The organism is Bifidobacterium imperatoris (assembly GCF_002860405.1).
Classification (GTDB): Bacteria; Actinomycetota; Actinomycetes; order Actinomycetales; family Bifidobacteriaceae; genus Bifidobacterium; species Bifidobacterium imperatoris.
Genome location: NZ_NMWV01000005.1, coordinates 202,427 through 229,204, shown reverse-complemented (window position 1 = coordinate 229,204; position 26,778 = coordinate 202,427). Strand labels below are relative to the sequence as shown.

The following is a 26,778-nucleotide window of genomic DNA, read 5'->3' as shown; positions in this document are numbered from 1 at the left end:
CTTGCACTCTCAAACAAGCTATTCCTCATGCCGCTCACAGCAGTTGCCTTCAGCTCCCAAGCAACCGCTAACCTCATACATCCATCACAGGCCGACTTTGTGCACGCTTTTCCGGAAAGGAACCGGCCTGCATGCCTGAATAAGGATCAATCAGCTCAGGTATTCGAGCTCATCTTGAGATAAATGCAGCGCTACCGCTTGGAATGAATCCTCGATCTCATGAGGATTGCGAGCTGAAGGAATAGTAAACAGATGCGGATATTGCGCGAGCTCCCAGGCAAGCGTGACCCGCTGATACGAGCAGTCATGTGCCTTAGCGACTTCCTTAAACCGGTCGAACACATGCTCATTGAATGGGTCAAGGAATCCCCCGAGCGGTGACCAACAAACGAACGCCAAGCCAAGCTTTTCGCAGGTTTCCATCGTGTGCTCCGGATCACGATGCACTGGTGAGAACTGGTTCTGTACTGCAACCAGCCTAGACCCGAGAATCTTGTGCGCGGTTTCGATGTCTTTGCTGTCGATTCGCGATATGCCTACTGCTTTTGCAACGCCTTCATCAACCAGCTGTTTCAATGCCTCCATCTGCTCCTCATAAGGCACTTGCGGATCGTTGCAGTGTGAGTACAGCAAATCGAGCGTATCCACGCCAAGACGGCGAGCGGATTCCTTGGCGTTGGCAAGCATGGTTTCCGGTCGGGCATCAGCTTGCCAACCATAATGACCCTGCTCATCAAGGGTGCGCAGCCAACCGGTTTTGGTGGCCACGAGCACTTCATCTTGAGGGCCGTGCCAGCTGGCGAGCGCATCACGGACCAAGTATTCGCCGTAGCCCATATCTTCCGGCTCTCCCGTGCCCGGCTTGCTGGGCAGATAGTACGACCACGCAGTATCCAGGTAGCGTACGCCGAGATCGAGGGCCCTATGGATTGTTGCGATGGCTTCATCGCGGTTTCCCGGACGTCCTTCAATCGCAAGCGCCATCGTACCCATGCCCAGACGTGGGATTTCATGACCGGCAAGCGTTGCCGTGTTCCGATATGTCATCGTTGTGGCCTCCATGCTAAATCGTCAAGGAGTTGGTTGGTCCATAGAACAATCTGGTCGGAACTCATTGGCCCCTGGCCGAGCGACCCGTTGAATGGTGCAGGAACAAAAAGCTGATGCGTGACCGGGCGGTATTGGGCACCTTTGTAGATGCGCGCCATACGCATTTGGATGGATTCCGGCGGATCGATACGGCCAACGCGCACGCGGTTGGACTGTGCGAGGATTTCCGAAATGCCGAGTTTCCTGGCCTTGAACTTGAGACGGGCAACATCGAACAGAGTCTCGAATTCGACTGGTGGCTTGCCGTAACGGTCAGCGAGTTCCTCTTGAAGATCTTTAAGATCGTTCTCGTTGCGAGCGGAAGCGAGCTTGCGGTATGCCTCCAGACGCAGCTTGTCTGAATCGATGTAATCCACCGGAATGGATGCTTCAATCGGCAGGTCTACGGACACGGAGATTGGTTCGACGTTCTCTTCCGGCTCCTTGTACTTCTCCACGGCTTCGGAAACCATGCGCACGTAGAGATCGAAACCCACGCCTTCGATATGACCGGACTGTTCGTCGCCCAGCAGGTTGCCGGTGCCGCGCAATTCCAAATCCTTCATGGCCACATCAAAACCGGAACCCAATGCAGTGTTCTGCGCGATGGTAGCGAGTCGGTCATGCGACTGCTCGGTCATCGGTTTGGTCGGGTCATACAGGAAGTAGGCGTACGCACGTTCGCGGCCACGGCCCACACGGCCACGCAGCTGATGCAATTGGGAAAGGCCGAAGCGGTCGGCATGGTCCACGATCAGCGTGTTGGCGTTGGAGATATCCAGACCGGTTTCGATGATGGTGGTGCATACGAGCACATCGATGTCACGATGCCAGAAGTCGCGGATAATCTGATCGAGCTGCTTCTCCCCCATTTTGCCGTGCGCGATGCCCACACGCGCTTCAGGCACGAGTGTGTGAATCTTATCGGCGATGTGGGAGATGTCCTGCACACGATTATGCACGTAGAACACCTGGCCACCACGCAGCAGTTCGCGGCGTACAGCCGCGGTGACCTGCGCGTCCTCGTAGGCGCCCACATAGGTCAGCACCGGCAGCCGGTCCTCAGGAGGCGTGGCCAGCGTCGACATTTCGCGAATGCCGGTCACCGCCATTTCAAGCGTACGCGGGATAGGCGTTGCCGATAGGGAAAGTACGTCCACATTGGTTCTCAGGGCCTTCAGCGTTTCCTTGTGTTCCACGCCGAAGCGCTGCTCCTCATCGATGATGACGAGGCCCAGGTCCTTGAACTTGATTTTCGGATTCAGCAGCTTATGGGTGCCGATGACCACATCCACCGAGCCGGCGGCAAGCCCCTCGATGGTGGCGTTGATTTCCTTGGTGGTTTGGAATCGGCTCATAGCGGCCACATCCACCGGGAACCCCTCAAAGCGCTCGGTGAACGTCTCATAATGCTGCTGCACGAGCAGTGTGGTGGGCACGAGCACAGCTACCTGCTTGCCATCCTGCACGGCTTTGAAGGCCGCACGCACGGCGATTTCGGTTTTGCCGAAGCCCACGTCGCCGCAGATCAGACGGTCCATCGGCACCGGCTTTTCCATATCCGATTTAACTTCGTCAATAGTGGTGAGCTGATCGGCTGTCTCCTGATATGGGAACGCGTCTTCCAGTTCCTTCTGCCACGGGGTGTCCGGGCTGAACGCGAAGCCTTTCGCGCGCTGGCGGGCCGAATACAGCTTAATCAGATCGTCGGCGATTTCGTGCACATGCTTGCGGGCTTTGGCTTTGGTGGCCGCCCAGTCCGATCCGCCGAGCTTGTTGAGCTTCGGGGCTTCCGCGCCGATGTATTTGCTGACCTGGTCGAGCTGGTCGGTGGGAATGAACAACTTATCCGCTGGCGCACCTCGCTTGGACGGCGCGTATTCGATGACCAAGTATTCGCGGGTGGTGCGGTTCGCACCGGTGCCGATGGTACGCTGGCGCATTTCCACGAATCGGCCGATGCCGTGCTGCTCATGCACCACATAATCGCCCTTCTTGAGCTCCACCAAATCGATGGCCTTACGGCGACGTTTCGGCGTTTTTGCCACGGCCACAGCCGATGTGCGGCCGGTCAGGTCTCGTTCGGTGAGCAATGCGATTTTGGCGGCATTGTCGACAAAACCATCGATTGCCTGGGACCGGATGCAATCGAACGTAGTGATACCGGTGGTATTAATCGCGCGCTTGAGTCTGGCCAAAGTACCAGCTGCGGCAGCAGTAATGGTTACTTGGAAGCCGGCATCAATCAATCCCTCGATACCTTGTGCGGCCTTGGTTTCGTTACCGCGGAACTCAGCCGGATTCTGCGCGTCGAGTTGTACATGACCCGGCAGGGTGGCATCCACGCCGAAGCTGGTCAAACGAATCACATCATGTTCGGAGTATTCGAGCGAACTGATGGTTTCCGCATAGTCGAGGAAGCTGGCCTCATCGAAACTGATGGGTGCGCCTGCGCCGTGGCCGGATGCGGCCACATGCCAACTGGCAGCTAGGAATTCGTTGGCGGTTTTAGCCAAGTCTTCGGCCGAGCGACGCAGTTTTTCTGGATCGCTCAACACGATGACGGCATGCTCAGGCAGCATAGAGCCCACGGGCTCGAGATGATCCACGAGTGCGGGCATCAATGATTCCATGCCTTCGACCGGAATGGCATTGGCGATGGATTCGAGCATGTCTTCGGCATTGGGAATCGAGCCGATCAGCGCTTTGGCTCGCTTTCGCACTGCGTCGGTCAATTGCAGTTCACGGCATGCAGTGGCCCAAATGGTCTTGAGACCCTTGCCATAGGTGCGCTGGTCGGAGGCGTGGAATTCCTTGATGGTGTCGATTTCATCGCCGAAAAATTCGATGCGCACCGGGTGTGGGGCTGTTGGCGGGAATACGTCGAGGATGCCTCCACGCACGGCGAATTCGCCTCGGTCCATGACCAGATCGACGCGTGTGTAGGCGTTTTCGATGAGTCGTTTGGCGGCCTCGTCGAGCGCGAGCTCCTCCCCTACCGTGAATACCAACGGTTCCACGTCGCCGAGGCCTTTGACCACTGGCTGAATCAGCGAGCGGATTGGCATCACGAGGATGCGAATCGGACCGAACATCGGATTGTCCGGATCCGGATGCTTCAAGCGGCGGAATACGGCCATACGGCTGGCCACCGTGTCCGCACGTGGGCTTAGACGCTCATGAGGCAAGGTCTCCCATGCTTCCAATTGGGCGATGTCGTTTGGGTCGCCGTCATACCAGGAGCGCAACGCGCCCACGGTTTCCTCGGCTTCGCGTCCGGAAGCCACAACCATGACCACTGACTTGCCGGGTTTGCCGTTCATTCCTTGCCCGATAGCAGCCACCAGTGCCGGACGCAAACCTTCCGGCATACCGACTAACAGCGAAGGGTCAGCGGCATTTTCGCTGGGCTCAACCTCACCGGATGCAAGGGCTTGAAAATTCCGATCGTGGTTCAGTTCGCTCAATACGCCTGCGAGTGAGCCGTCGATGGGCTGGCCGTTCGCCGCCGCAATAGCGATGGCGGACGCGTCGGCAGACTTTGCGGCGTCAGCGGCCATTGAACTTCTCCTGAGTCTTGGCGAGTCCCTGGAAAATGATGTCTTCGGCGGCGTCGGCGCCATCGGCCAGGAAGTCCGGCAGCTGTTTGCGCTGGTCCGGACCGAATCCGCCAAGCACCCAGTTCACCGTGTTGTCGTGCGCGTTGGGGCCACGCTTGGCATGGCCGACACCCATACGCACGCGCGCGTATTTGGGCGTGCCCAGCGAACGGTCGATGGATTTAATGCCGTTGTGTCCACCCGCGGAGCCGCCGGACTTGACCTTGATACGGCCGAATTCCAAGTCCATGTCATCGTGAATCACAACGATACGATCCGGCTCAATCTGGTAATAGGCCGCGATGGAAGCTACGGCGTTGCCGGACTCGTTCATATAGGTCAGAGGCTTGGCGAGAAAGAACTTCACCGTGCGGCCATCAAGATTCATCGTGCTTTTGCCGAGTATGGCCAAGCCCTTGTGGTCGGCGAAGTTCACCGTCCACCGTTCGGCCAGCACATCCGTCACCATGAAGCCCATGTTGTGACGGGTGCCTTCATACTTTTTACCGGGGTTGCCCAATCCTGCAATCAGCCAAAAATCCGATGCCATGTTTCTCCTTCAAAGCCTAATCAACTTTGAAGATTGTACCCTGACCCCTTCGGCAGAATCACAAATCCAAGTACCAATACGACATATCTCTCATGGTGCCGGTGGAGTCGGTAGCAGCAGCCGGCATCAGGCCAAACTGAGTGAATCCGAAACGGTGCATCAGCGCAATGGAGCCGGCATTGTCGGCGAAAATGATGCCACAAGCTTTGCGCATGTGACGGTTACGAGCTTCATCCAAGAGGTGTTGAAGCATGAATGTGCCCACACCTTTGCCCTGCCATGCGGGGTCGATGTAGTAGGCGAGGTCGGTGACACCATCGTAGCCGGCACGATCGTAGAAGACAGATAATGCACCAAAACCAATGGGTTGGCCAGGCTGCTCGGATGATTCAACCACGAACACACCGTACGGCGGCTTGTGAGAATCCACCCAATCCCGACGCTGTTCAAACGTTCTTGGAGTCAAATCAGCGGTGGAGCCACCTGCGATGACGGAAGCATTGTAAATGTCGGTGATGGCTTGGGTATCAGATGCAGTTGCTACGCGGAATGTGTATGACATGGCACACAGACTAACATTCAGCGCAAGAAATTCAGGAGAATATTGGCTTCATCCCGAATTTCTTGTACTGGCCACAACTCAGTACAAGTATTTTGGGAAATCAGGCGTAACCTCCCGAATTTCTTGTACTCAGCATCACTCAGCGCAAGAAATTCGGGGAAATAACGTTAATCTCCCGAAATAGTTGCACTCACAAAAGCTCAGTGCAAGAAATTCGGGAGATTAGGGGTTATTACCCAAAATTCTTGTGCTGGGATATGACGGGGAGGGATGCCGCTGAGCCACATAAGGAACACCACTGAGCCACATACACGAAGGAACACCACTGAGCCACATACACGAAGAAACACTACTGAACTACAGAAGGCACAGCGGCGCGGCTGAGTCATATAACGCTACTACGCCGTATAAGAGGAGAAGCCAAAACAAATAACGGCTGTGGGTTCGTGTTGGAACCTACAGCCGTTATTTGTTGTAAGGGGATTACTTATCGAGCTCGATGGCCTTGTTGATGGCGTCTTCGAGCTTCTTCTGCGCCTCACCGTAGGCGGTCCAGTCGCCATTCTTCATAGCGTCCTGACTGTCCTTCATGGCTTGAGCGGCATCATTCAGCGCCTGTTGGAGTTCAGGGCTGCGCGAAGTGTTTGCTTCACCAGAGCCATTGGCATTGGACTGGTTGGAACCATTTTGATTCTCGGACTTGTTGGATTCCGTGGACTTGTTGGATGAGCTCGAGGAATCCGAACCGTTCGCGTTCTCGGCATCACCGGCACTGGCACCGGAATCACCACCGAACACCTGATCCAATGCCTCATCCAACGTATCCGCGAAACCGACCTGATCGCCAAAGGCCACCAACGTCTTCTTCAACAATGGGAACGACGTGGCACCCGAGGATTTCACGTACACGGGCTGCACGTAGACCAAGCCACCACCGAGCGGCAAGGTCAAGAGATTACCTCGGACCACCTTGGTATCACCGGACTGCAACAGGTTCAGTTCCTTAGACACATCGGCGTTGGCATTGAAGTTGTTCTGCGCCTGTCCGGGGCCTGGCACATTGGAATCCTTCGGCAGTTCCTGCAGGCGGATGGTGCCGTAGTTGGGCCCGATTTTGCCCTTCTGATTACCGGCATCGGAATCCACCGACAGGAATCCGGTCAGGATTTCACGAGTGGACTGACCTGCCGGAATATACGTGGAGGTCAAGGAGAAGATCGGTTCCTTGGTGCCACCGGTTTGCAGCGTCAAGTAATACGGCGGCTGCAGAATATCCTGATCCTGCTGGGCCTGGGATTCGGTGGGGTCGACCGGCGTCTGCCAGAAATCCTCACCGGAATAGTACTGGCTGGCAGAAGTCACATGGTACTTGGAGAGCAGTTCGCGCTGCACCTTGAACAAGCTTTCCGGGTAACGCATGTGGCTCATCAGGTCGCCGGAAATATCGCTCAGCTGGTGGTACTGGCCGGGGAAGATCTGTTCCCATGCCTTAATCACCGGGTCAGAGGTATCCCAAACGTAGAGGTCCACGGAACCGTCATAGGCGTCAACGGTAGCCTTAACCGAGTTGCGGATATAGTTGGCCTGCTGTGAGCCCAGCGAAGACACCGTAGAGGAGGAGACCGTGGTGGAATCCTGGGTGGCGGTACCGAGATTGGTCATCTGCGAGTATGGATAGGCGTCAGAGGTGGTGTAGCCATCTACGATCCACTTAACACGACCGTCGACCACCGCGGGGTAAACACGACCGTCGAGCGTCAGATATGGAGCCACCTTGGCCACGCGCTCCTTCGGGGAACGATCATAGAGAATCTGCGAGGCGGAGGTCACACGGTCGGAGAACAAGATCTGATCGGAACCGAATCGAATCGCATACAGCAATCGCGACAACAGATTGCCCACCGAAGGACCACCGTTGCCCTTAAACGTGGTCAATGCACCTTCGGAACCAGTCGGGTAATCGAACTCCCACGGTTGGGTACCGCTTGGGGCACCCACAATGGAGTACTCCGTGGTGTTCGGGGAGAAGTAGATACGCGGCTCATACTTCTGGGATTCAGTGAGCTTGCCCTGAGTCGGAATGCCGGATTCGAAGAATTCCGGCTGGCCATCGGCGGTCACCTTGTTACCGTAGGCGGCCACCACACCGTAACCGTGCGTGTACACGGTGTGGTCGTTGACCCAGTTGCGGTTGTCGTTGCCGTCCAAGTCGAGCTCGCGGGCGGCAATCACCGTATCCTGGGAGACTCCATCCACCTCATACTTATCGACGGCAAGCGTGTCTGCGAAGGTGTAGTACTGCTTGGACTGCTGCAGCTGCTTGAACGTGGGGCTCACAACCTGCGGATCCAAGAGACGAATCTGCGCGGTGGTGTCCGCCTCCTTGGCGAGCGCACCCTGTTCGCCCTTGCTGGTGACCTTGTAGTTCTCGGTCTTGAGCTTATCCAATCCGTAGGCGGCACGAGTGGCGTCGATATTGCGCTGAATATAAGTGGATTCCATTTCCTGCGCGTTCGGATTCACACGGAAACGCTGCAGCAGCGCTGGCCATGCCACGGAAAGCACCATTGCCACTACTACAGTGACAGCAATGGAGATGACCGGCACTCGCCAAGCCTTCAATGCAGCGGAGGCACGAACACCCAGCGACGCTGGGCCTTCCAACGCATGTGAGCGCATCAACCAGATACCAAGCACTACGCCAAGAATCGCGGTAATCGCAGCCATGATAATAGTGACCGGGATGTTCGCATGCACGGCGGTATACGAAGCACCGGTAATACGTGAGCCTTGCACAGTGAGCTGGTCAAAGACGCTGAACACCTGACGAACTGCCCAAGCCAGCATGTTGAGAATCAACCAAATACCGAGCTGACGGCGTGCACGCTTGGTGATGGAGAACAGGCCGCGGCCGTTCACCGGCATGGTGATGCGGATGCCGCCCATCAGCACATGGGTAATCAGCGAGAAAACCAGTCCCACGCCGAGCAGCATGGAAACAGCTGCCAGCACCAGCTTCAAGCCGGGGAGCACGAAAACGTAGAAACCATTATCAAGACCGAATTGCGGATCATTGACGCCGAAGCTTTGCGCATGGAACATGAGCAAAATCTCGCTCCAGTTCGCATTGAACTGTGCACCGAAGATTGCACCGACAATCAGCGATATCACCACGGCCACACGGCGTGCGGTTTTGGAGCTGAAGGATTTGCCGACTTCCACCACGTCGCCGTTGATGCGGATGGTGGAGCCGTCTGCCGAATCAGGGCGTGCGCGGATGGCCAGCCATGCGGCAGTGAAACCGGTCAAAGCCATAAGCAGTGCATAGGCCACCCATAGGCCGACTTTGACGCCGAGCTGCACCCAGACCACGGATTGGAAACCGAGCTGGCCATACCACATCAAATCGGTGATGAATCGAGACAGCGCGAAGAACAGGCTGACAACAATGATCAGCGCCAGCACAATGCCGAGCATGATCTTGGTGCCGCGATTGTTGTGCGAAGAGGCAGCGTTTCGCGTCAGGCGAGGATGGGCAGGACCGCCAAACGGTGGACGCCCAGTGCCGGAACCGCGCGTATTGTTGCCGGAAGCGGGGCCATCCCCATCAGCCTCGACGTTGAGAATAATCGGATCATCGTTGTTCGACTGGTTGCGCGCATGATTATCGCCGCCGCCATTGCCGAAGAATACGGAGAAAGGATCATTAAAAGACATGCCTTCCAGCGTACAGACAGGCCGCGAACGGACATTATGCCGCTAGCGCACAGGCAATAATCAACTGCGCGAGTAGAGGCCGTGTTTGCCGATGTATTGCACTACGCCATCCGGCACCAAATACCATACCGGCTCATTGTGCTCGGCTCGACGGCGCACATCGGTCGAGGAGATGGCCAAGGCCGGAATTTCCAACGTATCCACTTTGCCTTCCGGCAGTTTTACGCCTTCCGGAGAAGAGTAGCCGGGGCGTGTAACTGCCACGAAGTGCGCCAAGTCCCACATTTTCTCAGCGTCTTTCCACTGCATAATCTCTGCAACGGCATCAGCGCCGGTGATGAAGAACAGCTCGGCATCCGGGTGTTGGGCGCGAATGTCCTTCAACGTATCAATGGTGTAGGTGACGCCTGGGCGGTCGATATCCACGCGGGAGACCGTGAACTTTGGATTGGAAGCCGTGGCAATCACCGTCATCAGGTAACGGTCTTCCGCATTGGTGACGTGCTTATCCAATTTGAAGACCGGCCGACCGGTGGGCACGAAAATCACTTCATCTAAGTCATACACCCACGCGACTTCGGAGGCTGCAACCAAGTGCCCATTGTGAATCGGGTCAAATGTGCCGCCCATGATGCCAATACGCAGGCGCGTGTGCCAGTTGCCGCGTGCGGAAAGCCGACCTTTGCCGTGCCCATTCACACCGGATTGACCGGATAAATCAGACATGCGGCGACCGGTCTCCTCTTGGGAGATGGCCACAAGTTCCGCGGGCTCACTCGCACTCATGCCTGCCCGCCTTCATTAGCCTCATCACCCTGACCGTCTGCGAATTCGGTTTCCTGCTCCATCTCATCAGCGGTGGGATCGTTCTCCTGAGGGTCAATCTTGCCCATATCCTCATCCCACTCGTCCTGCACCACACGGCGGATTTCCGCGAAGGTTGGCAGCGGGAATTCCGGCTGGTACAGGCGGCGAACTTCAGCCACACGCTCGGTGATGCGAATCAGCGTGTCGGTCATGCCGTCAATATCGCCATCGTGCTCCATCTGGCTGAACTTGGAAATATACCCTTCCATCAGTTCCATGTGCTCGCGCACGACTTTCAACTGAGCGTCAGTCAAATCAACGACCTCGGAAGAATCGGTCTCCGGCCAGCCGATGAGTACAGCATCCGCATACTCCAATGAGGCGCGCTGTGCTGCGGATGCAATGCCATCCTCAATCTGCACGAGGAAGACATAGCGGACAATGCTCAATCGTTCAGCGGCGATTTTGAGGCCGATTTTCGGGTCTTGAGGCTCTACGGTGTTGGTCTCAACGTTTTCGCTCATGCGCGCACCTGTCCTGTTCCGTATCCAATCCATTTGGTTGTGGTCATTTCACGCAGTCCCATCGGTCCACGAGCGTGCATCTTCTGCGTGGAGATGCCCAGTTCGGCACCAAAGCCGAACACGCCGCCATCCGTGAATCGTGTGGAAGCGTTGACCATCACTACTGCTGAGTCTATACGCTTCGTGAACGTTTCGATGGCTTCATAATCCTCAGCAATGATGGATTCAGTGTGGCCGGTGGAGTGCTGGTTGATATGGACGATGGCTTCATCAAGACTGTCCACCACTTTGACGCCCATCTTCAACGCCAAGTATTCGGTGTCCCAGTCCTCTTCTGTGGCATGGTTGAGATCGATGCCCTCGATGGCTGCGCCTTGAATAATGTCATAGGAGATGGTGTCCGCTTGCAGCACGACGTTTGCTTGGGCCAAGGATTCGGCAATGGTCGGCAGAAAATCGGCAGCCACATCCTTATGAATCAACAGTTTTTCGGCGGCGTTGCATACGCCAACGCGCTGGGTCTTCGCATTCAAAATAATCGGTATGGCTTTGGCGAGATCGCCGGATTTATCGATGTAAATGTGCACGTTGCCAGCACCGGTTTCGATAACCGGCACTTTGGAATTACGCACGACAGCTTGGATGAGGCCTGCACCGCCGCGTGGCACCAATACATCGATATGGCCGCGCGCTTCCATCATGGCAGTGGCGCCCGGGCGCCCGTACTGATCAACCGACTGCACGAGTGCAGCATCAAAACCGTGCGCTTCAAGCACCGGCGCGATTACATTGAGCGTTGCCGCGTTGGTACGTTCTGCGGCGTGACCGCCACGCAGAATCGCGGCGTTTCCGGATTTCAGGCATAGGCTGGCAACGTCCACGGTGACGTTTGGACGCGCCTCGTAAATCATGCCGATGACGCCAAGTGGCACACGAGATTGCGTCAGGCGCAGACCATTGGGCAGATTGTAGCCACGAACGATTTCCCCCACTGGGTCAGGTAATGTGGCCACATGACGCACACCCTGCGCTGCAGCTGCCACGCGTGGTACGTTGAAAAGCAGACGGTCAAGCTTACCGGCGTCCATGCCGCCTTCCTTGGCTTCAAGCATGTCAAGGCTGTTGGCCGCCTCAATATCATCGGCATGCTCATCCAGCGCATCAGCGATAGCCAGTAACAAATCGTTCTTAACCACGGTGTTTGCCCGAGCAAGTTTTTCCTGTGCGCGCGCCGCCCGATCGGCTTGCTCGCACACGGCATCGAATACTTCAGGACTCAGTGCTTCGCTCATAACAGATAAGGGTAGCTCACAATGCGGCACACCGCTTGTTTCGGCTCGGTTTTAGGCATAGAAAAGGCTCCCCTTTCAGGGAGCCAGTGAGTTATTGCAGCTGAGTCATAGACTCAAGACCCAACGTGCCGATCAGTGAATCTGGTCGAGGTCCGGGTAGAGCGGGAAGTCCTCAACGAGCTTGTCCACGCGAGCCTTCAGGGTCTCCACGTCTGCGGACGGGCCGGCTGCGAGAGCAGTACCGATGATGTCGGCGACCTCCTCGTATTCCTTCGGCCCGAAGCCACGGGTGGCCAATGCGGAGGTACCGATGCGCAGGCCGGAAGCGACCGAGGCCGGGCGTGGGTCGAACGGCACGGTGTTGCGGTTGATGGTGATGCCGCACTGAGCGAGCAGGTCCTCGCCCTGCTTGCCGTCCATCTCGGAGTTGCGCAGGTCGACCATCACCAGGTGCACGTCGGTGCCACCGGTCAGCACGGAAATGCCGTTGGCCTTGACGTCGTCGGCCATCAGACGGTCGGCGAGAATCTTGGCGCCGTCGAGGGTGCGCTGCATACGATCCTTGAACTCCGGGGTGCCAGCCACCTTGAAGCTCACGGCCTTGCCGGCCACCACATGCATAAGCGGACCGCCCTGCTGGCCCGGGAACACGGAGGAGTTGAGCTTCTTGGCGTACTCCTGCTTGGCCAGGATGAAACCGGAGCGCGGGCCGCCGAGCGTCTTGTGAGCGGTGGAGGAAACCACGTCGGCGTACGGCACCGGGCTCGGGTGCAGACCAGCGGCCACCAGACCGGCGAAGTGGGCCATATCAACCCAGAACTTGGCACCGACCTCGTCGGCGATCTCCTTCATAGCCTTGAAGTCTTCAATGCGCGGGTAGGCGGACCAGCCACCGATGATCATGGCCGGGTGCACTTCAAGTGCGCGCTGGCGGATGATCTCTGGGTCGATGCGGAAGGTCTCCGGGTTCACGCCATAGGCTTCGGCATGGTAGAACTTGCCGGAGAAGTTAATCTTCATACCGTGGGTCAGGTGGCCGCCGTGGTCAAGCGCCAAGCCGAGCACAGTGTCGCCGGGCTCGACGAGCGCCTGATAAACGGCTGCGTTGGCCTGTGCGCCGGAGTGGGGCTGCACGTTGGCGTATTCGGCGCCGAACAGCTTCTTGGCGCGTTCACGGGCGATGGTTTCGATCTGGTCGACGAATTCGCAGCCACCGTAGTAGCGACGGCCCGGATAGCCTTCGGCGTACTTGTTGGTGAGCACAGAGCCCTGGCACTGCAATACCGCGCGCGGCACGAAGTTTTCGGAGGCGATCATTTCAAGACCGCCCTGCTGGCGGCGAAGTTCGGAATCAAGCAGCTCGGCGATTTCCGGATCTGCAGCGCTGATGGGAGCGTTGAAAGCGTCGGTTGCGGTTTGTGCATGGGATGAAGCGGTCATCTGTGCTCCTTAAGGTGTGGATAACGACTGGTTTGCCGTTCGTGTTGCACTGTATTGAACTTTTGTAGCGGTACTGTTTCCTGCTAGTTGTGGCATGTCTCACCACTTGGACTTTTCTATGAAACGCTTGGAACCTGTGCCACGCCTGATAAACGAGATGGAAACCGCTGACTGCCTATAGTGCACGGTAGACTAAAGAAGATTTTTAAATACTTTCCGGCCCTAAGATTCAAAGGATTACCGTGGCTACCACCTTCCATTCCACTCGCAGCACCACCGATTCGCTGACCGCCAAGCAGGCGATTCGTAAAGGTATCGCCGATGACGGCGGCCTGTTCGTCTCGGACGATTTGGGCAAGACCAAGGTGGATATCGCCGACTTGGCCGGCAAGACCTATCAAGAGATCGCCGCCGATGTGCTCGGCGCACTACTGCCGGACTTCACCGCCGAAGAGCTTGCCCAGTGCATCACTGACGCCTATGGCTCACAGTGGTCCGATGAGCGCATCACCCCGTTGAAGCCTCTGGGCGAAGATTACATTCTTGAGCTGTTCAATGGCCCGACCTCCGCGTTCAAGGACGTGGCCCTGCAAATTCTGCCGCGTTTCATGGCGCATACCACACCGGCCGATGGCGACAAAGACGAGAAGATCATGATTCTCACCGCCACTTCCGGCGATACAGGCAAGGCCGCACTGGCCGGTTTCGCTGACGCTCCGGGCACCGCCATCACCGTCTTCTACCCGGAGGGCAAGGTGAGCCAGGTACAGGAACTGCAGATGACCACGCAAGCCGGCGCCAATGTGAATGTAGCTGCCGTGGAAGGCAACTTCGACGATGCCCAGTCTGCAGTCAAACGCATCTTCGGCGATAAGGTCTTGGCTGAGCGCCTCGCCAAGGATTCGCATGTGGTGCTCTCCTCAGCCAATTCCATCAACGTGGGCCGCTTGGTACCTCAGGTGGTCTACTACTTCTCCGCATACGCTCAGCTGCTCGCCGATCAGGTAATCAATGTTGGCGATGAAGTGGAATTCGTAGTGCCGACCGGCAACTTCGGCGATATTCTTGCCGGTTACTATGCCAAGATGCTCGGCCTGCCGGTCAAGCATCTGGTAGTGGCTTCCGACAAGAACAACGTGCTGTTCGAGTTCCTGACCACCGGCACCTACAACCGCCAGCGCCCGTTCTTCCAGACCATCTCCCCTTCGATGGATATTCTCATTTCCTCGAACCTGGAGCGCATGCTCTACTACTTCTCCGAGGGCGATACTCGCCTGATCGCCATGCTGATGAACGACCTCAAGAACTGGGGCACGTATGAGATTCCGGAGCCACTGTTGGCCAAGATCCGTCAGCTGTTCGGCTGCGGTTGGGCCAATGAAGATCAGGTGCGTGAGATGATCGCCGACTGCTGGAACAAGAACCACTACGTGATTGACCCGCACACCGCATGCGCATACTTCGTGGCCCAGCAGATGCCGCGCGACCCGCTGACCCCGCGTGTGATTCTATCCACCGCGAGCCCGTACAAGTTCCCGCGCGTGGTGAACGAGGCTCTGGGCTTCGACGCCACTGGCACCGATTTCGAATGCATGGATGTGTTGGCCCGCGAAACCGGTACCACTGCCCCGGCTGCCTTGCGCGGACTGGAGAACGCCGACGTGCGTTTCGATACGGTCGTTCCAATCGACGGCATGGAACGCTTCGTAGCCAACGCCGCCGAATCGCTGTGAGTTGAAACTCAACTTTCTTAACGGAGTTGATCGAGGGGAGTCTAGGCATGTTGCCGGACTCCCCTCAGTTGTATTACGCCCGACAATCCGATTAAAGCGATATCATCATATCAAACATATTAATTTGTTTGATATGTTTGATATGATGATATTAGTATGCACGGGTATCCGATGATGGAGGCACGCATGTGGACGGAAGAGGAAATCGACGCTTTACTGAATCCGCTGCGCTCGGCACAATCGGATACACAATCCATTGAGATCAAGGAGGCCGTGGGAGGATTACCCGTATCCCTCGCCGAAACCATTTCCGCATTCGCCAATGGCACAGGCGGCACTATTATTCTCGGCATTTCAGAGCACGACGACTTCTCCCCCGTCCAGGGTTTCCAAGCAAAGCCTATCGCAGAAGCACTAGCGCAAATGTGCCGGGATAAAATCACTCCGCCGCTGCAACCGCTCATTGACATAGCAACATATCATGATTCCGCTGTTGTTATTGCGGTTATCGACGAGGCCGATCCGCTCAGCAAACCTTGTTACGTTCGCACTCGAGGACAATACAGCGGCTCATTTATCCGAGTATGGGATGGTGACCGCAAGCTCAGCCATTACGAAATCGACCGACTGTTGGAAAACCGTGCACAACCCACACATGACCGGGCATTGGTGGAAGAAGCCACTATCAGTGATCTCCTCCCCGACCTGCTACAGTCCATTCTTGCCGCACGCCGTAAGCAAAGTCCACGCATCTTTGGCAATCTCTCCGATGAAGAAGCTCTTCAATCGTTGGGGATAGTCAAAGCTGACAGCACTGGTACACTCCGACCAACCGTGGCAGGTCTGCTGGTCGCCGGCAATTATCCTCAGCAATTCATGCCGCGAGTAAATATCACGTTCACTTGCTATCCGGGATACGACAAGGTGTTCGCCGGCGGAGTAAAGTTCATAGACAACTGTTCGTTTGACGGTCCAATTCCAGAAATTCTCGATAACGTTCTGAACTCGGTACGGAAGAACATGCGAATTGGCGGCGTATTGGACGGCCCGTTCCGCAAAGATACTTACGAATACCCTGAGGATGCAGTGCGCGAAGCCGTGGTCAACGCCATCATGCATCGCGATTACTCCCCAATGGCGCAGGGAGGGCAAATTCAGGTCAATATGTACAAGGACCGATTGGAGATACTCAATCCAGGTGGGCTTTATGGCGACGTGACCCTACAGTCTCTCAGCAGCCCCGGAGCCACATCCACGCGCAACCAGACGCTCGCCAAATTACTTGAATGTACCCCGTTTCACGGCGGCATGGTGGCAGAGAATCGCGGCACCGGCTACAGCCTCATTAATCATCTGTTGCAAGATAATGGCAACGGCGAGCCGGAAATCTACAGTACGTTGAATACATTCTGCGTCACCTTCCGCTCGGCAGATACTTCCCAGCTGCCGGACAGTCGCAGAGACCCAAGATATGCAAAATGGTCGGATCGCCCTGATGTTGATTACAGCGCCAAACAAGGTTCATCCCCCAGAGAGTCGGCAACCACGCCCCGACCGAAGATCATCCCCTTCCCGCAAAGCGCCGTTCATGGCGTCGAATTATCAGACCAGGAGATGTACGACAGATACGCAAAAGGCGTTCCCGGATTGGATGAGGCCTATGCGCGCATTCTCAACGTTCAAGCCAAAGCCTTTGCAAGCAGCGGCGAATCGACTTTGGAGGAAACATTGATTCGACTGTTGATGGAGCGAGGAGTAGTGCAAACACCCGAGTTGGTAAAAGACACAGGAGCCCCTCGATCAACTGTCACCTACCAATTACGCAAAATGCTCGACAAAGGCATTATCGAACGTACACAGCCGGCAAGGAGCCCCAAACAATCGTATCGGCTGAAAACCGCATAAACGCAAGGCATCCGGCGCTTCTCATAAAGAAAGCGCCGGACTCTTCAACATCAATTGCGCTGCGTGTGCTCTACAGTTCTTTGGCACTCCAGATGCGTAAGGAAATGCGGTAGGAGACAATCAAAGACAGGATTGCGATGACCGCGATCACAATCCAGCCGATTGGTGACAACGTAATTGACGTGGCCAGCACCTGCGAGCGCAGACCGGCAGGCAACAGTAGCAGGATGATCTGCGCGGCGAAGAACAGGGTTATCGCACCGGTGAACAGCCTTGAATAGGCCTTGACGAAATCACCGCAGGAGTAGAACACTGGAATCACTATGGCGGCCAACACTAAGAAAGCGAACATGGCGAGCGGTACGACCGTGGCGAGCGCACTCAAGCCGATACCGAACCACAGTCTGGACAGTGCGATTTCGATGCCGAGTTCCGCAAAGCAAATCAGGAACAGCACACCCGCGGAGCAGTAGCGCATATTGACCTGCGTGCAGCGGGACACCGGCATCACACCAATCATTCGAGCCGAGGCCAACTGATTATCACTATTAAATTGGAACAATACGGCGATAGACGCGACCCAGTACATAACGGTCAGATATGCCATAACCGTAAGCGGCAGACCTGATTCATCCGGCCCCGATTGCCAGGTGAACGCGGTAAATGCCAGCGGTGCCAGGAATGCGATAACGTTCGTCACCGCGGAATTGCCGGTAAGAGCAGCGAAATCCATACGCAAAGCAATACGCTCGGCATGCAGGTGAATGTTCTTGCTCGACGCGGATACCATCAGAACTCCTTCGCGAGATAAATGCGCAGCGACATGGCAAGTGAGGCAGCCATAGCGACGGACGCCAGAACCACTCCGCACAGAGCCGGCCAAATCACACCTGCACCAGATATGGCCTCGATCGACGACACCGCCCATGAGATGAGAGCATCAATAGAAGCTGGAGCCAGCTTGGCGAGCAATGCGAATACAACAGCTATCGCCGCACCGAGCCCAATGCAGATGAGCATCATCGTCAACAACGCCTTCTGATAAGTGAACCGGTAGCACAGGGGAATCATCACCGATTCGAACAGTGCATACATCACAATCGCAGTCAGCACAGATATTGCCAGCGCTGAAAACTGAATCATTCCGGACTCAAATAGCATGCCGGCACCCACGCAAACCGCAACCTCCAATGCCAATACCAGTACACATGCGCCAATCACGAGATACCGGCCAATCACCTGATGAACACGACGAACCGGAATAATGCCGTTCATCCAGTTGTTCTGCCCCTGCTGTTCAAACGTGAACGTGTTGAGCGGCAGCAAGGCCAGCATGGCTGAGACACCACCGATAGCGGCTCCAGGCATATAACTGACACCGCCTGAGATACTTCCGATCAGTATTATTGCCACGGGGAACCCTATGAGCAGAGCCAGTATCGAAAATACACCCTGCGAAGTAATCCGCCGCACATCCAATCCAAAAGCACGCGCCACCCCAGCCATCATGCCATCTCCATCCCATGAGCAGCGTCACCCGCATTAGTCAAACGGATGATGTCGTCGATGGAGGCCGGTTCGACAGTGAGCGGCACCATCCCATGCCGCCCGTCTTCGGCTTTGAGCCCTGCGATTTTGCCGAGGTCTTCGGCGCGCACGAGCGCGTCGAAGCCGGTCTCATAGCGGTGGATGCCGACCGCTACACCCTTGACATCAGGCGAGAGATCTTTCGGCCCTCCTTTGACCAGACGGAAGGATTCCTCGAATTCATCCTTGGGGCCAGTGAAATAAAGCTTGCCTCGCGTGATGTAGGTGATGAAGTCGGCGGCCCGCTCGAGGTCGGCGGTGATGTGCGTGGAGAAGAGTACGCTACGTTCCCCATCCGCAATGTAGTTCTGGAGGATATCCATGAGTTCGTCGCGGGCAAGTACATCGAGGCCGCTCGTGGGCTCGTCGAGCACCAACAGTTTGGCATCGTGACTCAGCGCCACAGCAAGCATGAGCTTCATCTGCATGCCACGGGAAAGCTCCTTCACACGCTTTTTGCGGTCCAAACCGAAGCGTTTGAGATAACCGTCGAACGCGGTATGGTCCCACGCGAGGTACATCGGCGCCATAGCCTGCTCGACCTTGTTCACCGTCCACATTTCGATGAAATAGCTGGAGTCGAAGACCACACCGAGATTTTCTTTGACGGTTTCTTCGTCGGCGATATTATCGAGGCCCAACACATGTATTTCACCGGCATCACGGTGAATCATGTTCAGAATCAGCTTAATCAGCGTGGATTTGCCGGCACCATTCGGCCCGATAAGGCCCATAATGTAGCCGGCCGGCAAGTCGAAAGTGATGTCGTCCAGCGTGAAACCGGAATCGTAATGCTTGGTTGCGCCGGTGATGGACAATGCCATCGGTGGTTGATCTATTGCAGCGGTCATGATGCCACGTCCTTTTGGTATTCCTTGGCGAGCATCGTTTCCAAATCGGCAAGCGGGATGTCGGCGGCCTTGGCCGCGCAGACGGCTTCGGCAAGGCTCGTACGGGCCTGGGCCTCAAGCTGATTACGCATCAACTCATTGCCTTTGTCCATCACGAACGTGCCTTTGCCCTGGATATTCTGCACCACACCCTCATCGGCCAACTCGTTGTACGCCCTGGTGACAGTGAGCACGGAAATGCGCAGTTCCTTGGCCAGCTTGCGCAAGGAAGGCAGCGCCTCCCCCGCTTTGAGTTCGCCGTTCAACACACTCGCACGAATCTGGTTCTTGATTTGCTCGTAGATAGGTTCACCGGACACGGATGAGATGATCAGTTTCACCTATGCCCCTTTCGATTATTTTCCGTTATAGCGCTCGCAGCTGTTTAGCTGTTATACATCACAGTATAACTGTTATCGCCAACTGTCAAGGTGTGTTACATAACAGTACAACAGCTCTGTTTGACGGCATGAATATTTCTTGCAAGGCAATGTGTGAACACTTGATAAACAATGCAGCAGAAGAACTTTCCGTCTACGAGTCGAAACATAAGGCATGCATACAATGGCACTGGAAAGGGGCTTGCTATGCCAAACAACGTTGTTACCTTGCGCACTACAGAGCCAAATGATTACCCATACCTTGAAGCTTGGTGGAATGATGCATCCGTTGCGGATGGATGCAGGGTCACCACTGACACCCTTCCGCGAGAACGGGTGGATGCCCAGTTCCACGGATGGAGCGACACCGACGACAGCCACCGGTTCGGTCGGACCGTATTGGATCCAGGTGGCATGCCCATCGGTCACATCGCCGCATGGAATTGTGAAGATCCGGATCGCGACGCTACGATGGGCATTCTCATCGGCCCGTATTTCCAGGGTCTTGGCTATGGCAATCAGGCCATGAAACTCGGTATTCAGCTCGCCGCCAATCAACTCAAAGCGAAAACCATTACCGTGAAAGTCTGGTCGTTCAACCTTCGTGCGCGGCACATGGTTGAGTCTCTCGGCTTTAAGGAAGTCGAGCGTAAGGCTGAGGTCGTGGAGCGTGATGGTCGTGTATACGACGAAGTCATTTACCGCGCCCCGACTGCCACATTGCTGAAGCGTATTGCATCCGAAAAGGCCGAACGCCAGGAGGGCGAGGAGCTGGAACGTCAGCGGTTCAAGTCGAATCGCAGCGCTGATTTGCAGTCGATTTTCTAACTAAGGTCGAGACGCAGCATGTTTTGACTCCCCTCAGTCAGCTACGCTGACAGCCCCCTCAGCGAGGGGAGCCAGAACATGATCCGCTAATGCAAACGCGGCGCGTCATGAAAATCATGAAGCGCGCCATCGGCGACGCGCGTGATTTCCGGCCAGTCGGCTGCCGAAGAATCGTCATACATGGCCCAAGCCTGCATGCCAGCCGACTTGGCGGAGCGAATCGCCACTAGCAAATCCTCGAACACCGTGCAATCCTCCGGTTTTACCCCAAGTCGTCTGGCAGCAAACAGATATACATCTGGCTCGGATTTGCCAACTCCCCCGGCATCATCCACGGAAACGATCACATCAAAGTACTTGCTCATACCCAAGTGGTCAAGAGCCGCGGTACGCAACTGCGGCATCAGCGTAGTCGCAACGCCTAAACGCACGCCGACAGCCTTAAGCTCACGTAAATATTCCACCGCTCCTGGCTTAGCTTGAACCGTGGTGCCATAGGCGATGCGAGCCATCTCATCCCATTCAGCCAGCAACTGTTCAGGTGTATCCGGCAAATCGAATCTTGCAATAGTGTATTCAGCGATTTCCCGAAACTGCATCGATGCCACAGTAGTCATATAGTCGGCCGGCACGGCAATACCACGGCGACCAAGAAAATCAATGTCTATCTGATTCCAGACACCCATCGAATCGAGTAAGGTGCCGTCAAGGTCGAAGATGGCGGCTTTACTCACAGCACTGACTCCTTCAGCAGTTCGCGGGCGTGATCGAGAGAGGCTTCGGATTCGGATCCGGAGAGCATACGCGCGATTTCATGCACGCGAGCATCATCGGCGACCTCATCCACCGTGGTCACGACTCCCACAGCATCGTCATCAGCATCCGGTGGAATCTTGGTGACCACAAACTGGCTGTCTGCCCAAGAAGCCACCTGTGCCAAATGCGTCACCACAATCACCTGCGAAGTACGCGCCAGACGAGCTAGACGCTTGCCCAGTTCAGCTGCAGCCTTGCCTCCAACGCCGGCATCGACTTCATCAAAAATGAACGTCATATCAGAGTTTGCGTCGGCCCCATCATGATTCGATTGTCCGTCATGCATATCCGCCGCAGACAGCTCCAAGGCAAGCATCAAGCGGCTCAACTCGCCGCCCGACGCGCTTTTGCCCATCGGCAACTGCGGAGAACCCTCATACGGAGTAAACAGGAATGCGATATCGTCACCGCCGTTGGCATCCAAAGCATCCCGCCTGGAAACCTGAATTTCCAACGATGCGCCCGCCATAGCCAACGATTCCAATTCCGAGGTGACCCGATGAGCCAATTGCGCAGCCGCGACCGCTCTAACGTGGCTTAACACATCCGCTGCCGCAACGGCCTTATGATGCAAATCCGCGCGCTGAGATTCAAGCTCGGCAAGCTTCTCAGGAGAAGCATCCAGGTCTTCAATCTCAAAAGCAGCCTTATCCCGCCAAGCAATAACATCGGTCAAAGTAGGACCCCAACGGCGGGTCAACTCCCCCAACTCATGAATCCGCGCATTCAACGTATCCAAGTCGGCATCGCCAAAGTCCTCGTCCAAATGACCGGACAAGGTGAACACCACATCCTGCAATTCAGCGTTCAATGATTCAAGCCGATCGGCAAGCTCGTTGAAATCACCCGACGCATGAATGCCACGCAAAGCCTGAGCCGCCTGCAGTAGCAGATCCGAAGCACTTGCACTATCGGAAGAAGAATCAAATTCCAACTGCGAGGAGTCCAACGCAGCGAGTGCACGAGAGACGCCTTCCGCAATATCAGCTGCGTTTTCAATACGATCGCGCTTCGCCTTGAGATCTTCATCCTCTCCCGGATGAGGATCGATTTCGTTGATATGTTCCACCGATTCGCGCAGATAGTCGGCACGTTGACGAGCCGACGATTCCTGCGAGCGCAAGCGCGCAAGTTTCTCGTCTAAGTCAGCGAGCGCCCGCCATGCTGCACGATAAGCATCGAGTTCGGCATCGTCGCCGGCAGCCCTATCCAAGAATTCACGTTGGCGCGCAGCGGATGCGATTTTCAACTGCTCGGCTTGTCCGTGAATGGTTACGAGCTCGCCAGCCACACTGGCGAGCACGGATTTGGGCACGCTTTTGCCGCCCAGAACAGCACGCGAGCGGCCTGCCGCCTTAACGGTGCGAGAGAGAAATAATTCGCCATCTTCTGCGTCGACACCGGCCTCATGCGCAATGCTCGCGGCAGAGGCATCATCATGTACAGCGAAAATGCCCTGAGTCCAGGCCTCATCCGCTCCTGTGGTGACACGGCCGGCATCGGCCGGCCCACCGGAAATCAGACTAAGCGCAGACAGCAGCATGGATTTGCCGGCTCCGGTTTCACCGGTGATGGCGGTCATGCCTGGAGCCGGAGCAATGGTGGCCTCGTGAATCGGCCCAAGATTGCGGATATCAAGCTCTTCCAGCATCAGGCTTTCACCTCGCCCGGCGTATTGGATTCATCTGCAGCAGTCATCGAATCATGCCCATGAATCACCGGCCGACCGCTAGCTTCGGCCCTGGCATGTTCACGCCAGCCAACCACTGGCAAATCAAACTTGGAAACGAGACGATTCGTAAACGGAACACCGGAAAGTCGCGCCAGTCGCAGCGTATCGCGGGATTCACGCACCATGATGCGCGTACCTTGCGGCAGCGCCCGTTGTCTGCGCCCATCGCAGCAAATCCAGCCTTCGGACATGGATTCATCCAGAATATCAATAGTAAACGTGGAACCTGAACCGATAATCAGAGGTCGGGCGAACAGCGCGTGCGCAGCCAACGGAATCAATTGCAACGCCTTGACGTTCGGCCAAATCACCGGACCACCTGCGGAAAACGCATATGCCGTGGAACCAGTGGGAGTGGAAACGATAACGCCGTCCGCGCCGAAGGAATTCATTTCCACATCATCCACGCGGATGGAAAGCTCAACCATTTTGCCGCGGTCGGCGCGCTCCAAAGTAATGTCATTCAGCGCCCAATCCTCAATGGGTTCGGTGGCACCAGGCAGCCACACATCCACATGGGCAATCATGCGTTCATCGATGGAATAGTCGTGTTCAGCCACCCTACGAATCGCTTCGTCAATCTGGAAGCTTTCGAATTCGGCCAAGAAACCCACATGCCCCATGTTGACGCCCAAAATCGGCACCTGAGTGCAATGCACCAGTTCGGCGGCGCGCAGAATCGTACCGTCGCCCCCAAGCACCACAACGATTTCCGTATCCTCGGGAACACAGGCTGGCTGTACACCAAAATCAGGCGCTTCGGTGTTATCGATAATCGTCACTTCGAAGCCCGCGACTCGCAGCTGGCTTACCGCTTCAGATACCACGGTTCCGGACTGCCTGAGCCTCGTATGCGTTACTACCACCGCATTGCGCTTGGTCATGGGCTTCCTCCTCCTGATTGTCACAGCCGCCGACTGCACCTAGTGACCATCCTAACCGGCGAACACGTCAGTGGATTATCGCACTCCATACTCAGAACAACAAGCACGGAATTCCACGGAGTCGATTATCGTAGAGCAACGGCATACAATGGCTTTCGTCCGTGGAACACACGGGCAGGCCAATAGACAGACGTAATCACAGAGTTTGAGGAAGCACAGGAACCATGCCTAACGACTTCGATGAATCCTTCCTCAACCAACAGGATTCCAAAGGATTATCCTGGTGGTTCTCGAATGATGAACCGAATGATAAGGCTGCGGTCAAAGCCAAGGATGAGGCTCGTTCCGCACGCCGCATCCGACGCATTGGACTCACCGATCGCCTGCTCAGCCATCCTGGCCGACTTTCGATTCTTTACTTTCTGGTGCTCATCGTCCTCGTCACCATTCTGCTGCTGCTGCCATTTTCCACGCATGATTGGGTATTCACCAATTTCCCGGTAGCTTTTTTCACCGCCGTTTCCGCCTTATCCACCTGCGGCATTCCCGTGGTGAACACCGCTCAGTACTGGTCGATGTTCGGCCAGGTGGTCATCCTGTTCTCCATCCAGTTCGGCGGCCTTGGCGTAATGACGTTCGCTTCGATGGTGGCATTGGGAGCTTCCCGCCGTCTCAAAGTCTCCCAACGTATGCTGACCGCCAGCGAATTGGGAACCACTAAACTTTCCGAAATCAAAAGCGTATTGTCCGTGGTGTTCGCCACGTTCGCCATTGCGGAAAGCCTGACGTTCGCATTGTTGCTGCCTGAACTGTTCCGCGTGAACCACGGCGATTTCGGCCGCACGCTATGGCAGGCATTGTTCTATGCGGTTTCCGCCTATAACAACACCGGCTTCACTCCGGATGCCACCGGTTTGCATATCAATCGTTGGGGCGTTGGCCTGCCGATTCTGATGAGTGCATTCATCGGTACGCTCGGCTTCCCCGTGGTGTTGAACGTGGTCCAATGCGCGCGCAAAAAGCTCAGCCCGAAACGTTGGACATTGCACACCAAGTTGACGCTGGTGACCACGGCCATTCTAGTAGTCACGTCGCTCGTCTGGTTCCTGCTGGTCGAATGGGGCAACACCGGATTGTTCCCGGCCGACGATCCCAGTATGAAACTACGCCGCGCACTTTCCGCGGCCGTTATGCCGCGATCGGCTGGTTTCGATATTTCCTGGGTTCCGGAAGTCTCGAATGAAACCAAGGCGTTCATGAGTTTGCTGATGTTCATCGGCGCCGGTTCTTCCTCCACTGCAGGTGGTATCCGCGTCACCACATTCGCCGTTATCGTACTGATTTGCGCCGCCTCCTTTACCGGTCACCGTGACGTGACGATTTTCCGCCGTCGTATCCCCCGCCGCATTCAGATGACGGCTGTTTCGGTAACCACCGCATGCTTCTTCCTGGTGTTCGTCGGAGCCGTGTCACTTATGTTCGTGACCGGTTGCAACTTCGTGGATGCCATGTTCGAAGCCTGCTCCGCGTTCTCGCTCGGAGGCTATTCGGTAGGAGTGGCGAACGCCGGCAATCCGGCATGCCTGTTCATTCTCGCCGCCGAAATGATTGTCGGGCGTCTTGGCCCGTTAACCATCGCCTATTCAATCAGCAGGCCTATGGCACCTGAGCCTATTCGCTACCCACAGGAAAACATCATCGTTGGCTGATTCGCTCGGCCCATTACTCTTGGATTCAACGGAATCATATTGAGGAGGTTCATTATGGCATCCAAACCAAGCGGCAGCAAAAGCGTGCTGGTCATCGGTCTCGGACGATTCGGCGGATCGGTGGCCTCCACACTCGACGCAATGGGCCAGGACGTTCTGGCTGTGGATAAGAACCCCGAAATCGTGGCACGCTGGTCCGCTCATCTGCCAACAATTCAGGCTGATATGACCGATGTGATGGCCATCGAGCAAATCGACGCCTCCCAGTTCGATACGGCAGTCGTTGCCATCGGCGATAGTATCGAGGCTTCGGTAATCATTACCGGTAACTTGTTGGACGCTGGCATCTCCGACTTGTGGGCCAAGTCCGTTTCCCAAGAGCATGCGCGTATCCTGCAGCGTATCGGTGCTCGCCATATCATCAACGCGGAAACCGATGCCGGCAAGCGCGTGGGACATCTGGTGGCCGGTAATTATCTGGATTACATCGAAATCGATGGCCCTTACACGGTTGTTAAAATCCATACTCCGCTTTATGCCGTTGGTCGCTCCATTGAAGACGTTCAGGTTCACGATAAATACGGTGTGACCGTAGTGGGTATTAAAGCGCCCGGCAAAGAATTCCAGTATGGTTCGCGCGAACTGGTCATGCATCGTAATGATGAACTCATCATCATGGGCAAGCAGGAACAGATCGATCATTTCATTCGCGGATAGTACCCCCTATTTTTCTT

At 56.0% G+C, this 26,778-nt stretch carries 21 protein-coding genes; 5 read left to right on the top strand and 16 right to left on the bottom strand.

The genetic code is table 11. The annotated features are described in order from the left end of the window. Positions 1 to 150: 150 nt before the first annotated feature. The 9 genes from Tam1G_RS02130 to glyA all read right to left on the bottom strand — a co-directional run bounded on the left by Tam1G_RS02130 (position 151) and on the right by glyA (position 13,580). Positions 151 to 1,062, bottom strand: coding sequence for an aldo/keto reductase (locus Tam1G_RS02130; protein WP_423220483.1), 912 nt, complete (start codon positions 1,060 to 1,062; stop codon positions 151 to 153). After that, complete coding sequence (mfd, locus tag Tam1G_RS02125) at positions 1,044 to 4,649, bottom strand: transcription-repair coupling factor (RefSeq protein ID WP_101625276.1); 3,606 nt, start codon at positions 4,647 to 4,649, stop codon at positions 1,044 to 1,046. Before mfd ends, Tam1G_RS02130 begins: the two co-directional genes overlap by 19 nt. Further along, positions 4,639 to 5,238, bottom strand: coding sequence for an aminoacyl-tRNA hydrolase (pth, locus tag Tam1G_RS02120; protein ID WP_101625275.1), 600 nt, complete (start codon positions 5,236 to 5,238; stop codon positions 4,639 to 4,641). Before pth ends, mfd begins: the two co-directional genes overlap by 11 nt. 58 nt (positions 5,239 to 5,296) lie before the next feature. Continuing rightward, the gene (locus tag Tam1G_RS02115) at positions 5,297 to 5,800 is read right to left on the bottom strand and encodes a GNAT family N-acetyltransferase (protein WP_101625274.1); all 504 of its coding nucleotides are present in this window, start codon (positions 5,798 to 5,800) and stop codon (positions 5,297 to 5,299) included. A 483-nt stretch (positions 5,801 to 6,283) separates the two neighbouring features. Then, positions 6,284 to 9,430 (bottom strand): UPF0182 family membrane protein, encoded by a 3,147-nt coding sequence (locus Tam1G_RS02110; RefSeq protein WP_423220505.1) that lies wholly within the window; start codon positions 9,428 to 9,430, stop codon positions 6,284 to 6,286. 147 nt (positions 9,431 to 9,577) lie between these two features. After that, positions 9,578 to 10,303, bottom strand: a complete 726-nt coding sequence (gene nadD / locus Tam1G_RS02105; protein WP_033890344.1) for a nicotinate-nucleotide adenylyltransferase — start codon at positions 10,301 to 10,303, stop codon at positions 9,578 to 9,580. Further along, complete coding sequence (locus Tam1G_RS02100) at positions 10,300 to 10,848, bottom strand: hypothetical protein (protein ID WP_033890343.1); 549 nt, start codon at positions 10,846 to 10,848, stop codon at positions 10,300 to 10,302. The genes nadD and Tam1G_RS02100 overlap by 4 nt, the downstream gene beginning before the upstream one ends. Further along, complete coding sequence (locus tag Tam1G_RS02095; protein WP_033890342.1) at positions 10,845 to 12,140, bottom strand: glutamate-5-semialdehyde dehydrogenase; 1,296 nt, start codon at positions 12,138 to 12,140, stop codon at positions 10,845 to 10,847. The genes Tam1G_RS02100 and Tam1G_RS02095 overlap by 4 nt, the downstream gene beginning before the upstream one ends. Positions 12,141 to 12,272: 132 nt before the next feature. Further along, entirely contained in the window at positions 12,273 to 13,580 is a 1,308-nt protein-coding gene (glyA, locus tag Tam1G_RS02090; RefSeq protein ID WP_101625272.1) for a serine hydroxymethyltransferase, read from the bottom strand. A gap of 242 nt (positions 13,581 to 13,822) precedes the next feature. Between glyA and thrC the strand changes: the two genes are divergently transcribed. Continuing rightward, positions 13,823 to 15,313, top strand: coding sequence for a threonine synthase (thrC, locus tag Tam1G_RS02085; RefSeq protein ID WP_101625271.1), 1,491 nt, complete (start codon positions 13,823 to 13,825; stop codon positions 15,311 to 15,313). A gap of 186 nt (positions 15,314 to 15,499) precedes the next feature. Further along, complete coding sequence (locus tag Tam1G_RS02080) at positions 15,500 to 17,218, top strand: ATP-binding protein (protein ID WP_165781868.1); 1,719 nt, start codon at positions 15,500 to 15,502, stop codon at positions 17,216 to 17,218. 70 nt (positions 17,219 to 17,288) lie between these two features. On the opposite strand, the gene Tam1G_RS02075 is transcribed toward Tam1G_RS02080, so the two are convergent. The 4 genes from Tam1G_RS02075 to Tam1G_RS02060 form a co-directional block, all read right to left on the bottom strand. Beyond that, positions 17,289 to 18,008, bottom strand: coding sequence for an ABC-2 transporter permease (locus tag Tam1G_RS02075; RefSeq protein ID WP_101625269.1), 720 nt, complete (start codon positions 18,006 to 18,008; stop codon positions 17,289 to 17,291). Further along, complete coding sequence (locus Tam1G_RS02070; protein WP_242689604.1) at positions 18,008 to 18,586, bottom strand: ABC-2 transporter permease; 579 nt, start codon at positions 18,584 to 18,586, stop codon at positions 18,008 to 18,010. Before Tam1G_RS02070 ends, Tam1G_RS02075 begins: the two co-directional genes overlap by 1 nt. A 137-nt stretch (positions 18,587 to 18,723) precedes the next feature. After that, complete coding sequence (locus Tam1G_RS02065) at positions 18,724 to 19,656, bottom strand: ABC transporter ATP-binding protein (protein ID WP_101625267.1); 933 nt, start codon at positions 19,654 to 19,656, stop codon at positions 18,724 to 18,726. Beyond that, the gene (locus Tam1G_RS02060; RefSeq protein WP_101625266.1) at positions 19,653 to 20,036 is read right to left on the bottom strand and encodes a GntR family transcriptional regulator; all 384 of its coding nucleotides are present in this window, start codon (positions 20,034 to 20,036) and stop codon (positions 19,653 to 19,655) included. Before Tam1G_RS02060 ends, Tam1G_RS02065 begins: the two co-directional genes overlap by 4 nt. Before the next feature lie 246 nt (positions 20,037 to 20,282). Between Tam1G_RS02060 and Tam1G_RS02055 the strand changes: the two genes are divergently transcribed. Then, entirely contained in the window at positions 20,283 to 20,903 is a 621-nt protein-coding gene (locus Tam1G_RS02055) for a GNAT family N-acetyltransferase (RefSeq protein ID WP_081889994.1), read from the top strand. A gap of 86 nt (positions 20,904 to 20,989) precedes the next feature. Here Tam1G_RS02055 and Tam1G_RS02050 read toward each other — a convergent pair whose 3' ends face one another. The 3 genes from Tam1G_RS02050 to Tam1G_RS02040 are packed head-to-tail and all read right to left on the bottom strand — an operon-like array spanning position 20,990 to position 24,335. Next, the gene (locus Tam1G_RS02050) at positions 20,990 to 21,637 is read right to left on the bottom strand and encodes an HAD family hydrolase (RefSeq protein ID WP_033890334.1); all 648 of its coding nucleotides are present in this window, start codon (positions 21,635 to 21,637) and stop codon (positions 20,990 to 20,992) included. Next, a complete protein-coding gene (gene recN / locus Tam1G_RS02045) occupies positions 21,634 to 23,370 on the bottom strand; it encodes a DNA repair protein RecN (protein ID WP_033890332.1) in 1,737 nt (578 codons plus the stop codon). The genes Tam1G_RS02050 and recN overlap by 4 nt, the downstream gene beginning before the upstream one ends. Continuing rightward, on the bottom strand, positions 23,370 to 24,335 hold the full coding sequence (locus Tam1G_RS02040) for an NAD kinase (RefSeq protein ID WP_051917325.1): 966 nt from the start codon (positions 24,333 to 24,335) through the stop codon (positions 23,370 to 23,372). Before Tam1G_RS02040 ends, recN begins: the two co-directional genes overlap by 1 nt. A 224-nt stretch (positions 24,336 to 24,559) precedes the next feature. Between Tam1G_RS02040 and Tam1G_RS02035 the strand changes: the two genes are divergently transcribed. Beyond that, positions 24,560 to 26,044, top strand: coding sequence for a TrkH family potassium uptake protein (locus Tam1G_RS02035; protein WP_033890331.1), 1,485 nt, complete (start codon positions 24,560 to 24,562; stop codon positions 26,042 to 26,044). Positions 26,045 to 26,098: 54 nt separating this feature from the next. After that, positions 26,099 to 26,761 carry a potassium channel family protein gene (locus Tam1G_RS02030; protein ID WP_033890329.1) on the top strand — a complete coding sequence of 221 codons (663 nt, stop codon included), beginning with the start codon at positions 26,099 to 26,101 and terminating at the stop codon, positions 26,759 to 26,761. Positions 26,762 to 26,778 lie beyond the last annotated feature (17 nt).

What these genes read in the sequence shown, in the direction of transcription:
- Tam1G_RS02115 (WP_101625274.1), bottom strand. Translation starts at nt 5,800, where the DNA reads ATGTCATACACATTCCGCGTAGCAACTGCATCTGATACCCAAGCCATC.
- Tam1G_RS02040 (WP_051917325.1), bottom strand. Translation starts at nt 24,335, where the DNA reads ATGACCAAGCGCAATGCGGTGGTAGTAACGCATACGAGGCTCAGGCAG.
- Tam1G_RS02095 (WP_033890342.1), bottom strand. Translation starts at nt 12,140, where the DNA reads ATGAGCGAAGCACTGAGTCCTGAAGTATTCGATGCCGTGTGCGAGCAA.
- Tam1G_RS02055 (WP_081889994.1), top strand. Translation starts at nt 20,283, where the DNA reads ATGCCAAACAACGTTGTTACCTTGCGCACTACAGAGCCAAATGATTAC.
- Tam1G_RS02070 (WP_242689604.1), bottom strand. Translation starts at nt 18,586, where the DNA reads ATGCCTGGAGCCGCTATCGGTGGTGTCTCAGCCATGCTGGCCTTGCTG.
- recN (WP_033890332.1), bottom strand. Translation starts at nt 23,370, where the DNA reads ATGCTGGAAGAGCTTGATATCCGCAATCTTGGGCCGATTCACGAGGCC.
- mfd (WP_101625276.1), bottom strand. Translation starts at nt 4,649, where the DNA reads ATGGCCGCTGACGCCGCAAAGTCTGCCGACGCGTCCGCCATCGCTATT.
- Tam1G_RS02130 (WP_423220483.1), bottom strand. Translation starts at nt 1,062, where the DNA reads ATGGAGGCCACAACGATGACATATCGGAACACGGCAACGCTTGCCGGT.
- nadD (WP_033890344.1), bottom strand. Translation starts at nt 10,303, where the DNA reads ATGAGTGCGAGTGAGCCCGCGGAACTTGTGGCCATCTCCCAAGAGGAG.
- Tam1G_RS02035 (WP_033890331.1), top strand. Translation starts at nt 24,560, where the DNA reads ATGCCTAACGACTTCGATGAATCCTTCCTCAACCAACAGGATTCCAAA.
- pth (WP_101625275.1), bottom strand. Translation starts at nt 5,238, where the DNA reads ATGGCATCGGATTTTTGGCTGATTGCAGGATTGGGCAACCCCGGTAAA.
- Tam1G_RS02080 (WP_165781868.1), top strand. Translation starts at nt 15,500, where the DNA reads ATGTGGACGGAAGAGGAAATCGACGCTTTACTGAATCCGCTGCGCTCG.
- Tam1G_RS02030 (WP_033890329.1), top strand. Translation starts at nt 26,099, where the DNA reads ATGGCATCCAAACCAAGCGGCAGCAAAAGCGTGCTGGTCATCGGTCTC.
- glyA (WP_101625272.1), bottom strand. Translation starts at nt 13,580, where the DNA reads ATGACCGCTTCATCCCATGCACAAACCGCAACCGACGCTTTCAACGCT.
- Tam1G_RS02065 (WP_101625267.1), bottom strand. Translation starts at nt 19,656, where the DNA reads ATGACCGCTGCAATAGATCAACCACCGATGGCATTGTCCATCACCGGC.
- Tam1G_RS02075 (WP_101625269.1), bottom strand. Translation starts at nt 18,008, where the DNA reads ATGGTATCCGCGTCGAGCAAGAACATTCACCTGCATGCCGAGCGTATT.
- Tam1G_RS02100 (WP_033890343.1), bottom strand. Translation starts at nt 10,848, where the DNA reads ATGAGCGAAAACGTTGAGACCAACACCGTAGAGCCTCAAGACCCGAAA.